Origin of the sequence: Bacillus pfraonensis (assembly GCF_050768835.1) — a bacterium.
Classification (GTDB): Bacteria; Bacillota; Bacilli; order Bacillales; family Bacillaceae_G; genus Bacillus_A; species Bacillus_A pfraonensis.
The window spans coordinates 77,330-89,584 of record NZ_JAHCDO010000018.1 but is presented as its reverse complement, the minus strand read 5'-3'; the positions used below and the strand labels follow the sequence as shown (position 1 = coordinate 89,584).

The 12,255-nt window shown below is 39.1% G+C and carries 8 protein-coding genes, 9 tRNA genes, 2 rRNA genes and 2 pseudogenes; 20 read left to right on the top strand and 1 reads right to left on the bottom strand.

Annotated features, from left to right (window positions below; genetic code table 11):
• From KFD70_RS18495 to KFD70_RS18400, 20 genes and pseudogenes are all read left to right on the top strand, one after another.
• A 23S ribosomal RNA gene (locus KFD70_RS18495) occupies nt 1–681 on the top strand; the annotation flags it as partial.
• Between the two features lie 92 nt (nt 682–773).
• A 5S ribosomal RNA gene (gene rrf, locus KFD70_RS18490) occupies nt 774–889 on the top strand.
• Nucleotides 890–898: 9 nt separating this feature from the next.
• Nucleotides 899–973 (top strand) — tRNA-Asn (locus KFD70_RS18485).
• A gap of 4 nt (nt 974–977) precedes the next feature.
• Nucleotides 978–1,050, top strand: a tRNA-Thr gene (locus KFD70_RS18480).
• A 23-nt stretch (nt 1,051–1,073) separates the two neighbouring features.
• Nucleotides 1,074–1,148: transfer RNA gene (locus KFD70_RS18475), tRNA-Glu, on the top strand.
• A 5-nt stretch (nt 1,149–1,153) separates the two neighbouring features.
• Nucleotides 1,154–1,229, top strand: a tRNA-Val gene (locus KFD70_RS18470).
• Between the two features lie 16 nt (nt 1,230–1,245).
• A tRNA-Tyr gene (locus KFD70_RS18465) sits at nt 1,246–1,329 on the top strand.
• A 65-nt stretch (nt 1,330–1,394) separates the two neighbouring features.
• A tRNA-Gln gene (locus tag KFD70_RS18460) sits at nt 1,395–1,469 on the top strand.
• Between the two features lie 5 nt (nt 1,470–1,474).
• Nucleotides 1,475–1,550, top strand: a tRNA-Lys gene (locus tag KFD70_RS18455).
• A gap of 5 nt (nt 1,551–1,555) precedes the next feature.
• Nucleotides 1,556–1,627, top strand: a tRNA-Gly gene (locus KFD70_RS18450).
• Between the two features lie 10 nt (nt 1,628–1,637).
• A tRNA-Ala gene (locus KFD70_RS18445) sits at nt 1,638–1,710 on the top strand.
• A 162-nt stretch (nt 1,711–1,872) separates the two neighbouring features.
• Nucleotides 1,873–3,018, top strand: a complete 1,146-nt coding sequence (locus KFD70_RS18440; RefSeq protein WP_336453793.1) for a glycerate kinase — start codon at nt 1,873–1,875, stop codon at nt 3,016–3,018.
• A gap of 220 nt (nt 3,019–3,238) precedes the next feature.
• On the top strand, nt 3,239–4,132 hold the full coding sequence (gene rocF, locus KFD70_RS18435) for an arginase (protein ID WP_336453792.1): 894 nt from the start codon (nt 3,239–3,241) through the stop codon (nt 4,130–4,132).
• A 255-nt stretch (nt 4,133–4,387) separates the two neighbouring features.
• The gene (cdaA, locus tag KFD70_RS18430) at nt 4,388–5,215 is read left to right on the top strand and encodes a diadenylate cyclase CdaA (protein ID WP_336453791.1); all 828 of its coding nucleotides are present in this window, start codon (nt 4,388–4,390) and stop codon (nt 5,213–5,215) included.
• Nucleotides 5,208–6,656, top strand: a complete 1,449-nt coding sequence (locus tag KFD70_RS18425) for a CdaR family protein (protein ID WP_336453790.1) — start codon at nt 5,208–5,210, stop codon at nt 6,654–6,656. Before cdaA ends, KFD70_RS18425 begins: the two co-directional genes overlap by 8 nt.
• Entirely contained in the window at nt 6,649–7,995 is a 1,347-nt protein-coding gene (gene glmM, locus KFD70_RS18420) for a phosphoglucosamine mutase (RefSeq protein ID WP_336453789.1), read from the top strand. Before KFD70_RS18425 ends, glmM begins: the two co-directional genes overlap by 8 nt.
• A gap of 286 nt (nt 7,996–8,281) precedes the next feature.
• Nucleotides 8,282–8,464 (top strand): annotated as a pseudogene (locus KFD70_RS18415) (hypothetical protein).
• 12 nt (nt 8,465–8,476) lie between these two features.
• On the top strand, nt 8,477–10,279 hold the full coding sequence (gene glmS / locus KFD70_RS18410) for a glutamine--fructose-6-phosphate transaminase (isomerizing) (protein ID WP_336453788.1): 1,803 nt from the start codon (nt 8,477–8,479) through the stop codon (nt 10,277–10,279).
• Nucleotides 10,280–10,562: 283 nt separating this feature from the next.
• On the top strand, nt 10,563–11,129 hold the full coding sequence (locus tag KFD70_RS18405; protein ID WP_336453787.1) for a DUF4256 domain-containing protein: 567 nt from the start codon (nt 10,563–10,565) through the stop codon (nt 11,127–11,129).
• Nucleotides 11,130–11,217: 88 nt separating this feature from the next.
• Nucleotides 11,218–11,340, top strand: a pseudogene (locus KFD70_RS18400) (hypothetical protein); the annotation flags it as partial.
• 134 nt (nt 11,341–11,474) lie between these two features.
• Here the strand turns inward: KFD70_RS18400 and yknW are convergent.
• The gene (yknW, locus tag KFD70_RS18395) at nt 11,475–12,155 is read right to left on the bottom strand and encodes a YknW family membrane protein (protein WP_336453786.1); all 681 of its coding nucleotides are present in this window, start codon (nt 12,153–12,155) and stop codon (nt 11,475–11,477) included.
• Nucleotides 12,156–12,255 lie beyond the last annotated feature (100 nt).

Sequence of the window (12,255 nt, the reverse complement as noted above, 5' to 3'; positions counted from 1 at the left end):
CGGGAGACAGTGTCAGGTGGGCAGTTTGACTGGGGCGGTCGCCTCCTAAAGTGTAACGGAGGCGCCCAAAGGTTCCCTCAGAATGGTTGGAAATCATTCGTAGAGTGCAAAGGCATAAGGGAGCTTGACTGCGAGACCTACAAGTCGAGCAGGGACGAAAGTCGGGCTTAGTGATCCGGTGGTTCCGCATGGAAGGGCCATCGCTCAACGGATAAAAGCTACCCCGGGGATAACAGGCTTATCTCCCCCAAGAGTCCACATCGACGGGGAGGTTTGGCACCTCGATGTCGGCTCATCGCATCCTGGGGCTGTAGTCGGTCCCAAGGGTTGGGCTGTTCGCCCATTAAAGCGGTACGCGAGCTGGGTTCAGAACGTCGTGAGACAGTTCGGTCCCTATCCGTCGTGGGCGTAGGAAATTTGAGAGGAGCTGTCCTTAGTACGAGAGGACCGGGATGGACGCACCGCTGGTGTACCAGTTGTTCTGCCAAGGGCATAGCTGGGTAGCTATGTGCGGAAGGGATAAGTGCTGAAAGCATCTAAGCATGAAGCCCCCCTCAAGATGAGATTTCCCATAACGTAAGTTAGTAAGATCCCTGAAAGATGATCAGGTTGATAGGTTCGAGGTGGAAGCATGGTGACATGTGAAGCTGACGAATACTAATAGATCGAGGACTTAACCATATAATATGAATACAAATGTTATCTAGTTTTGAAGGAATATATATTTAAAATTCCTGTTGACATTCTGAAAAGAATGTGTATAATAATAAAAGTCTGGTAATGATGGCAGAGAGGTCACACCCGTTCCCATACCGAACACGGAAGTTAAGCTCTCTAGCGCCGATGGTAGTTGGGACCTTGTCCCTGTGAGAGTAGGACGTTGCCAGGCTTGCATTATTCCGCAGTAGCTCAGTGGTAGAGCTATCGGCTGTTAACCGATCGGTCGTAGGTTCGAGTCCTACCTGCGGAGCCATTATGCTTCCATAGCTCAGCTGGTAGAGCACTTCCATGGTAAGGAAGAGGTCACCGGTTCAAGCCCGGTTGGAAGCTTGCGAACGGTATTACAACTTTTTGGCCCGTTGGTCAAGTGGTTAAGACACCGCCCTTTCACGGCGGTAACACGGGTTCGAATCCCGTACGGGTCACCACTTTTGGAGGATTAGCTCAGCTGGGAGAGCACCTGCCTTACAAGCAGGGGGTCGGCGGTTCGATCCCGTCATCCTCCACCATATAACTTATCATGTCGGAGGGGTAGCGAAGTGGCTAAACGCGGCGGACTGTAAATCCGCTCCTTCGGGTTCGGCAGTTCGAATCTGCCCCCCTCCACCATTTTTAAAAATCAACCTGATAAAGGTTTATTTTTTTGAAAAGACAAGCATACTAGTAAATATTGATGGGCTATAGCCAAGCGGTAAGGCAACGGACTTTGACTCCGTCATGCGCTGGTTCGAATCCAGCTAGCCCAGCCATTTACGAGCCATTAGCTCAGTTGGTAGAGCATCTGACTTTTAATCAGAGGGTCGAAGGTTCGAGTCCTTCATGGCTCACCATTTTCGCGGAAGTAGTTCAGTGGTAGAATACAACCTTGCCAAGGTTGGGGTCGCGGGTTCGAATCCCGTCTTCCGCTTTGTTACTTCGGGGCCTTAGCTCAGCTGGGAGAGCGCCTGCCTTGCACGCAGGAGGTCAGCGGTTCGATCCCGCTAGGCTCCATTATAAATTAGAAAAAACCTTACATCGAAAGATGTAAGGTTTTTTGTTTATCCTGCTTAATAAGGACAAGTTTCCATTCATTTCGTTTACAATAGAAAGATAGAGTGAAATATAAGGTTCGAATTAAAGCGTGTTTGGATACGGAGAATGGAGGGATGAGTGTTGAAAATTGTTATTGCATCTGATTCATATAAAGAAAGCTTACGAGCGATAGAAGTATGTAAGGCTATTGAAAAGGGATTTACTAAAATCTTTCCTGAAGCTGAGTATGTAAAAGTCCCAATCGGAGACGGAGGAGAAGGTACTGTCCAGTCCCTTGTTGATGCTACGGGTGGAAAGATTATTTCACTTTATGTAACAGGCCCACTTGGAGGGCTTGTAGAGGCATTTTACGGCATTTCGAGGGATGAAAGAACGGCATTTATTGAAATGGCAGCAGCATCTGGATTACATCATGTTCCAGTTGCAAAGAGAAATCCTCTCATCGCAACAACAAAAGGAACAGGAGAGCTTATATTAGATGCGCTGGACAAAGGCGTACAGCACATCATTTTAGGGCTTGGAGGAAGTGCTACGAACGATGGGGGGACTGGCATGCTCTCTGCCCTAGGTGTAAAGTTTTTAAAGAAAGATGGACAAGTAATAGAACCTGTCGGTGGAAATTTACATTCAATTGATTCTTTCGATTTAGCGAAATTGGATTCTCGTTTAGAGCATGTAAAAATAGAAGCAGCATGTGATGTGGATAATCCTTTAACAGGACAAAAAGGAGCATCTTTTGTATTTGCAAAACAAAAGGGTGCTAGTAGAGAGATGATTGTACAGTTAGATGATAATTTAAAGCATTATGCTCATTTATTAAAACAGCAGTTACATATTGATGTAGAAAAGATTTCAGGTGCAGGAGCAGCGGGGGGATTAGGTGCAGCAGTTGTTGCTGTACTACAAGGGAAATTAAGAAAAGGAATTGAAATTGTATTGGATTATACAAATTTTGATGAACATATAAAAGAAGCCGATCTTGTTCTTACAGGCGAAGGAAGAATAGATGTACAAACAGCTTATGGAAAAGCTCCAGTTGGGGTTGCTAGGCGTGCAAAGCAATTTCATATACCTGTTATAGCTATTGGAGGTTCTGTACTATCTAATCATATTTTAGTTTATAAAGAAGGAATAGATGCTGTGTTTAGTGCCACATCAAGCCCAATGACACTAGAAGAAGCTTATATAGCAGCGAAGGAAAATATTGAAATAACCGCACGAAATATCGCATCTGTATGGAAAATAGCATCAGAAAAACGTCTCTAATATAGGAGGCGTTTTTTTATTTTCAATTATGAATACATACATGCGTAATGAAATTTTCTTAGAAATGGTTCATTTTATGCATAGAATAGATTCAAAATGTAGACTTTCACATAAATATGAGTGAATAGAGTGTATATACATACAAAAAAATGTCGAGTTGAGTCAGACTATATAAAAGATTTAAAATATTTAGTGAAGGCATAAAAGGGGGAGACTATCTATGAAGAAAGAAATTTCAATCGTTGGAGTTCCAATGGACTTAGGACAAATGCGTCGCGGGGTTGATATGGGGCCAAGTGCAATTCGTTATGCGGGAATAATTGAAAGAATTCAAAATATTGAGTATGACGTAGAAGATATCGGAGACCTATGTATTGAAAGAGAACAGGAGATAGATGAAAATACAAAATTAAGAAACCTTACACAAGTTGCAAATGTTTGCGATGAATTAGCAAGTAAGGTTGATCATATTATAGAAAAAGGTCGTTTTCCACTGGTACTAGGTGGAGACCATAGTATTGCTATTGGGACACTTGCAGGAGTGGCAAAGCACTATAAAAATTTAGGGGTTATTTGGTACGATGCACATGGGGATTTAAATACGGAAGAGACATCACCGTCTGGTAACATTCATGGCATGTCACTTGCAGCAAGTTTAGGTTATGGACATTCTTCACTCGTTAATTTATATGAAGCGTATCCGAAGATTAAAAAGGAAAACGTTGTTATTATCGGTGCACGTGCATTGGATGAAGGGGAAAAAGACTTCATTCGTAATGAAGGAATTAAAGTGTTTACAATGCATGAAATTGATCGTATGGGTATGACTGCTGTTATGGAAGAAACAATTGCTTATTTATCTCATACAGATGGTGTTCATTTATCATTAGATTTAGATGGACTTGATCCACATGATGCGCCAGGAGTTGGAACACCTGTAACTGGTGGACTATCGTATCGTGAAAGCCACTTAGCGATGGAAATGTTAGCGGAGGCTGATATTATTACATCTGCTGAGTTTGTTGAAGTAAATCCAATTCTAGATGAGAAAAATAGAACGGCAACAACGGCAGTAGCTTTAATGGGTTCTTTATTCGGTGAAAAACTAAAGTAAATGTAAGAAAAGCAGCTGAAATGCTGCTTTTTTTATTTTAAAATGAGAGTATAATAGTGAGTTATATTATACCGTTATGTAAAAGAAAGTTCGACATCTTACCAATTTCCACCAAGATGGTAACATCGTTTGTAATTGTCGTTTCTTTCATGTATGGTATAATTAACTAGTTGTTGTAAATACATACAGATAGAGCAGAATAATAATATTTCAGTATATGGATAAAATTGCTCATAAGTAGGAGGAAGGGTTAGCATGCCTTTTGGAGATATGAACCTTTTGAAATATCTCAGTACGATATTAGATATCGCCGTTGTGTGGTTTGTTATATATAAGCTAATTCTTGTAATCCGAGGTACAAAAGCTGTCCAACTTTTGAAAGGGATTACAGTTATTATTATCGTTCGTATATTAAGTTATTTATTTGAATTGCATACATTACAGTGGCTTACAGACCAAGCTTTGACATGGGGATTTTTAGCCGTGATTATTATTTTCCAACCAGAGCTTAGACGAGCGCTTGAACAATTAGGAAGAGGGAGCTTGTTCTCCCGTGCGATTGGTCAGGAAGAAGAAGAATATGAAATCGTTGCGAATGCAGTGGCAAAGGCAACTGAATATATGGGTAAACGACGTATTGGTGCGCTTATTACGTTATCTAGAGAAACTGGAATGGGAGATTATGTGGAAACCGGAATTCCTTTAAATGCGAATGTCTCATCAGAACTTCTCATTAATATCTTTATCCCAAATACGCCACTTCATGATGGAGCAGTTATTATGCAAGGAAATACGATTAAAGCAGCAGCTTGTTACTTGCCATTATCGGAAAGCCCGTTCATATCAAAAGAATTAGGAACGCGCCACCGGGCTGCGATGGGAGTTAGTGAAGTTACTGATAGCATTACAGTAGTTGTATCAGAAGAAACTGGCCAAATTTCTTTAACTAAAAATGGAGAATTACATCGTGATTTAAAAGTCGAACAGCTGAAAGAAATGCTTTTAGCAGAGTTTAGTGGAAATATGAAAACAACTTCTTCATCTTTATGGAATTGGAATTGGAGGAGAAAGCGTCATGGATAAGTTAATGGAGAACCACTGGTTTTTAAAAGGAATTTCATTACTATTGGCGTTCATGCTTTACATGTCAACGAATTTGTCAGACAAAAGTACAACAGGGAATAAGAATACATCACCGTTTCCAACAGGTGATATAACTGAAACAGTGTCTAACATTGTAGTAGCAGTAAACTACGATGAAGATAAATATATTGTAAGCGGCATCCCCAAGTATGTAAAAATAAAATTGGAAGGACCCAAAAACGTGATTACTGCAGCAAGGTCACAACGCGAGTTTGGTGTATCTTTAGATTTACGTGGGTACTCCACTGGAACATATGACGTTCCTTTAAAATATACCGGGATGGAAAACAATTTAAAAGCAACAGTTCAACCAGAGAAAGTTAAAGTTACGATTCAAAATAAGGTAAAAAAATCATTTCCTGTGGAAGTGAAGTATTCAAATGAGAATCAAATGCCGGGTGGTAGTATGGGGGCTAATCCAACTATTAAACCAGGGACTGTTGAAGTTACCGGTACAGCAGAGGAACTAGCAAAAGTTGCGCTTGTGAGAGCGTATATTGATTTGAAGGGGATAACAAAAACAGTCACAAAGACAGCTGAAATTGTATTGTATGATGAGGACGGACGGAAGTTAGACTTACAAGCAACACCGTCTAAAGTAAATGTTACAATCCCAGTTTCAAATTCAACTGCGACAAATAATATTGAGAAAACAGTTCCATTAACTTATGCAAAAAAAGGAAATGCACCGGAAGGGCTAGCTGTTACAAATATCAGTATCGAGCCAAATGAGGTGACAATAGCGGGTCCCAAAGATGTTTTGGATAATATAAAGTCCTTGGAGGGCGTCGAAGTAGATCTTAGTAAAATTACGGAGTCTACAACATTCGATGCCTCTGTTTTATTACCGAAAGGTGTAACAAATGTAAGTCCCAGCCAAGTCAAGGTTTCTGTCGAAGTGCAAAAGCAAAAAAGTACAAAGCATAAGACAATCGACGGCATTTCTATACAAAAAAATGGACTATCAGATGAATTCACTTTACAACTACTTTCCCCGCAGAATGGAAAGATAAGCGTTGATATTTCAGGGGAAGCAAGTATAGTAGATAAAATAACAGCAGCACAAATAACAGCGGCAATTAATCTACAAAATATATCTTCTGGTACGCATGATATTCCAATTCAGGTTAGTGGTCCTAATGGTGTTTCAATAGAAGCAAAACAAAAAAATGCGAAGGTAACTCTTGTAAAGAAAGAAAAACCAGATCAAGAAGTACAAGGTAAGCCAGAGCAACCAGATTCACAAAAAGATAAAGAGACTGAGACAGAAAAACCAAAAGAAGAAGATCAAAACAAAGAACCTGAAAAAGAGAATGAAGAAAAACAAGAGGAAACTCAAAAACAAAAAGAGCAAGAAAAAGGAGCGAATAGCAATGGGTAAATATTTTGGTACAGATGGTGTGCGCGGTGTCGCGAATGAGGAATTGACGCCAGAATTAGCGTTTAAAATTGGGCGTTTTGGAGGATATGTATTAACAAAAGATACAGATCGTCCAAAAGTTATTATTGGTCGTGACACACGTGTATCTGGTCATATGTTAGAAGGTGCGTTAGTAGCAGGCCTATTATCAACTGGAGCAGAAGTTATGCGCCTTGGCGTTATTTCAACTCCTGGAGTTGCTTATTTAACAAAAGCACTAGATGCACAAGCAGGTGTTATGATTTCAGCATCTCATAACCCAGTACAAGATAACGGAATTAAATTCTTCGGTTCAGATGGATTTAAACTAACTGATGAGCAAGAAGCAGAAATTGAGGCTTTATTAGATAAAGCAGTAGATGAATTACCACGTCCAACAGGAACAGAACTTGGACAAGTGAACGATTACTTTGAAGGTGGACAAAAATACTTACAATACATTAAACAAACTGTAGAAGAAGATTTTTCAGGCTTACATATTGCTTTAGATTGTGCACATGGGGCAACGTCTTCTTTAGCACCATATTTATTTGCAGATTTAGAAGCTGATATTTCTACAATGGGAACTTCACCAAACGGTATGAACATTAATGATGGTGTTGGTTCTACGCATCCAGAAGGTCTAGCAGAACTAGTAAAAGAAAAAGGTGCAGATATTGGACTTGCATTCGATGGTGATGGAGACCGCTTAATTGCAGTAGATGAAAAAGGAAACATCGTTGATGGCGATCAAATTATGTATATTTGTGCGAAGTACATGAAAGAAACCGGTCAGCTAAAACATAACACAGTTGTTTCAACAGTTATGAGTAACTTAGGTTTCTATAAAGCGCTTGAAGCAAACGGTATTACAAGTGATAAAACAGCAGTTGGTGATCGCTATGTAATGGAAGAAATGAAACGCGGCGGTTATAACCTTGGTGGTGAACAATCTGGTCATATTATCTTACTTGATTACATTACAACTGGAGATGGAATGTTAAGTGCACTTCAGCTTGTAAACATTATGAAAATGACGAAAAAACCATTGTCTGAGCTTGCAAGTGAAATGACAAAGTTCCCACAATTATTAGTGAACGTTCGTGTAACAGACAAAAAATTAGCATTAGAAAATGAAAAAATTAAAGAAATCATCCGTGTAGTAGAAGAAGAAATGAACGGAGATGGTCGTATCCTTGTTCGTCCTTCTGGAACAGAACCACTTATTCGTGTAATGGCAGAAGCACCAACACAAGAGATTTGTGATGGATATGTACATCGTATTGTAGAAGTTGTGAAAGCTGAAGTTGGCGCTGAATAATTCGTTGATTCTATACAAAAAAGGAGCACAAAGCGTGCTCCTTTTTCATATGTTTTATAGACAATGAAAAATTTTCATTGACGGTTTATGTTGTTTGTTATAAGATTGTCTTGTTCTTTTTCTCAAAGAAAATATATGAATTATGAAAGCGCCAGAACTACAAGTTGTGTAGTTGACGAGGAGGAGTTTTATCGAGATTTCGGCGGATGACTCCCGGTTGTTCATCACAACCGAAAGCTTTTACTTAAATCACAGGGGTGACTCGGTGGACAAAGGTAAAGGTGTGATGAGAGAAAAGGAACGGATCAATACTAGCTGTATAAGTATATACGGACTGAAACCAATCGAGAGGAAGGTGAAAGCCGTTACAGATTTGCAGGGCTAGCAATATGTAATCCGTTTTTTATATGTAAATAATGGGATCGGACTATGTCGTTACATGTTCGCAGAGCAATGTAAGCATTTGTAACGGCGACTAAACATGTGTGGAATCGTAGGATTTATTGGAGATCAGGATGCAAAGGAAATTTTATTAAAAGGTTTAGAAAAGCTAGAGTACCGCGGATATGATTCAGCGGGTATTGCAGTACAAGCAGAGAACGGTGTTGTTGTATATAAAGAAAAGGGCCGTATTGCAAAACTTCGTGAAATCGTAGACGAGAGCGTAGCGGCAAGCGTGGGAATCGGTCACACACGCTGGGCTACACATGGTGTTCCAAGTAGAGTAAACGCACATCCGCATCAAAGTACATCAAAACGCTTTACGCTAGTTCATAATGGTGTAATTGAAAACTATGAATTAGTGAAAAAAGAATATCTTCAAGATGTAACGTTTGTAAGTGAAACTGATACAGAAGTTATCGTGCAGCTTATGGAACAGCAAGTAAGCACGGGACTAAGTGTAGAAGACGCATTCCGTAAAACGTTATCCATTTTACATGGTTCTTATGCAATTGGATTACTTGATGCTGAAAATCCAAACATGATTTATGTTGCTAAAAACAAAAGCCCGCTATTAGTAGGTGTTGGTGACAACTTTAATGTTGTTGCGAGCGACGCAATGGCGATGTTACAAGTTACAGATCAATTTATCGAGTTAATGGATAAAGAAATGGTAATCGTAACACAAGAAAGTATTACAATTAAAAACTTACAAGGTGAAACAATCGAGCGTGCACCTTTTACAGCGGAATTAGATGCAAGTGATATTGAAAAAGGAACGTATCCTCATTTCATGCTAAAAGAAATTGATGAGCAACCACTTGTAATCCGTAATATCATTCAAAAATATCAAAATGAAAATGGCGAAATTGAATTAGATGCAGACATTCGTAATGCGATTTTAGATAGCGATCGTATTTATATTATTGCATGTGGAACAAGTTATCATGCAGGACTTGTTGGAAAGCAATTCATTGAGAAGTTTGCAAAAGTACCTGTAGAAGTACACGTAGCAAGTGAATTCTCTTACAATATGCCATTATTAACAGAAAGACCATTCTTCATTTACATTTCACAAAGTGGTGAAACTGCAGATAGCCGTGCAGTACTTGTACAGACAAATGAAATGGGTCATAAAGCATTAACAATTACAAACGTACCAGGTTCTACGCTTTCTCGTGAAGCAGATTACACATTACCTTTATATGCAGGACCAGAAATTGCAGTTGCTTCTACAAAAGCTTACACAGCTCAGCTTGCAGTGCTTTCAATCTTAGCAGCTGACATTGCAAAAGCAAAAGGTGAAGTTCTTGATTTTGACTTAACACACGAATTAGGTCTTGTAGCGAATGCAATGGTAGTACTTTGTGATCAAAAAGAAGAAATGGATGCACTAGCAAAACAATTTTTAGCAACAACTCGCAACTGTTTCTTTATCGGACGTAGCGTAGACTTCTACGTAGGTTTAGAGGGTGCGTTAAAGCTAAAAGAAATCTCTTACATCCAAGCAGAGGGATTTGCTGGTGGAGAATTAAAACATGGTACAATCGCGCTAATCGAAAAAGGTACACCAGTTATCGCACTTGCTACGCAAGAGCACGTGAACCTTGGAATTCGCGGCAACGTGAAAGAAGTAGTAGCACGCGGAGCAAACCCATGTATCATCTCAATGAAAGGCTTAGAAATGGAAGGTGATAGCTTCGTACTACCAGCTGTACACGAAGCATTAGCACCGCTTGTAGCAGTTATTCCATTACAACTTATCTCATACTACGCAGCGCTTCACCGTGAGTGTGATGTTGATAAGCCACGTAACTTAGCTAAGTCTGTTACTGTTGAGTAGGAGATTGGTAGAGTAACTAGTTTATGTAGATTTGAAATAAAGTTGCACCGTTTTACCCCTTTAGATATGATTATCTAAAGGGGTATTTTTATGTCGAAAAGAAAAAGAACATCTGGAATTGAAAGATCGATTAAGGAACTGTTGAGTGACAATAAGTTATTTCGTTAAATGGTCAGACTGTTGAAAAATAGATTTAATAAATTATATAATTTATTGTAAACTGAGTTCACATAATTATTTAGACGATTTATTATAAAACATATACTTAAAGGAGGAGACAAATATGCCAGAGAATAGAAATGAGTTGCCAGTAGAAAAGCGTGAAGAATTAATCAGAGCATTGAAAGTCCGTTTTGAGAAAAACATGAACCGTCATAAAAGTCTTGAATGGACTAAAGTCCAAGCAAAGCTGGATGCTAATACTGAAAAAATGTGGTCGCTCAACGAAATGGAAGTAACTGGCGGTGAACCGGATGTTGTTGGTCATGATGAAGAGAAGGATGAATATATTTTTTATGATTGTTCAGCGGAAAGTCCTAAAGGTCGCAGAAGCCTTTGTTATGATCGTGAAGGGCTAGAATCAAGAAAAAAACATAAACCAGAAAATAATGCTATTGATATGGCAACTGCCATGGGCATTGAACTATTAACGGAAGAACAATATCGGGCGTTGCAAAAACTTGGGAATTTCGATATGAAAACTTCGAGTTGGGTACAAACGCCCTCTGATATTAGAGAACTTGGCGGTGCCCTTTTTTGCGATTGCCGCTTCGGGCACGTTTTCGTTTATCACAATGGAGCAGAATCCTATTATGCTGCCAGGGGCTTTCGTGGTTCGCTAAGGGTCTAAATTTTGCACAGGCAGCTAAATTTGAATTTGAGAACGGATCACCTAGGGGAAAATTTTAATTTCATTCTTCAACTATCGGGCGCTTTCGTTGAAGAGCGCTGAACTGGTTAAAGTGAACCCCATTAATGGGACGGGGCTTTTTCTAAGTTCGGGATACACGATTAATCAAGCTGGCCCAATCGGAACAATGATTGCATATTTAATTGGTGGACGAAACCTGAAGATATAAAAAGAATTGTAGATTGGGCACGAGGAAAATTATAAAATATGTGGATGAAAAAGAGGATCGTAAAACCTATTCTTAAAAAGAGTGGGTTTTACGATCCTTATTGTTAATATTTTAGGTTAATGCATCTGTGTAATCCCCTGCATAATCCCACCTATACTCATTAAAGCAGTTGTAATGATAAATAACAAAATCACAAGTACCGTAACTTTCTTTCTATGTAATCCCGTTACAATATATAACCCAATACCTAAAACGATATAGTACCAAATGGCGAACATATCTACTCTTTGTGCCATAGTATGTAAGATGAGGTTGTCGGTTAGTAAGGGGGCTAAACTCGTATAGGAAATTTGATAATCTCCTAGTAAAACAGCGATAGTCCCATTTACTAATATACCGAGTTTCATAATGAATACGGAATAGAGCGTAACGCAAAGTAATTCTTTATAAGTTGTGTCGACTCCAAAAAAGATCATGATGTTTTTATAGAGGATAGGAGCGCAAAACATGGATATAATGCCGCTAACTGCAGCAAAGCCGAAAGTAGTTAAGAAAGTAATATGAGTAGGGGTTTGAAAAGTAGAATTACTATTCATTTGTTTTATTGCAGGATTATTTAGTGTGACATATGAGATAAGAGCGCTCGTAATAATTGTTAAAAGTAAAATAATGAATAATGGTAGGAGAATGGGCTTTTGTGTACGCATCCTTTGGAATTGTAGTGTAGGTGAAGTGATCATGCTGAATATAGACGGTTTTTTGGTAAGATCATCGTTTAATGCTGTATTTGTTTCCATGATTACTCCTTTCTTTTCAGGTATCCATTTCTAATCTTATCATAAAAATGTTTCGTTTTCCCATTTTCACCTCATTAAACCTTATTCGGTATGATGAAAT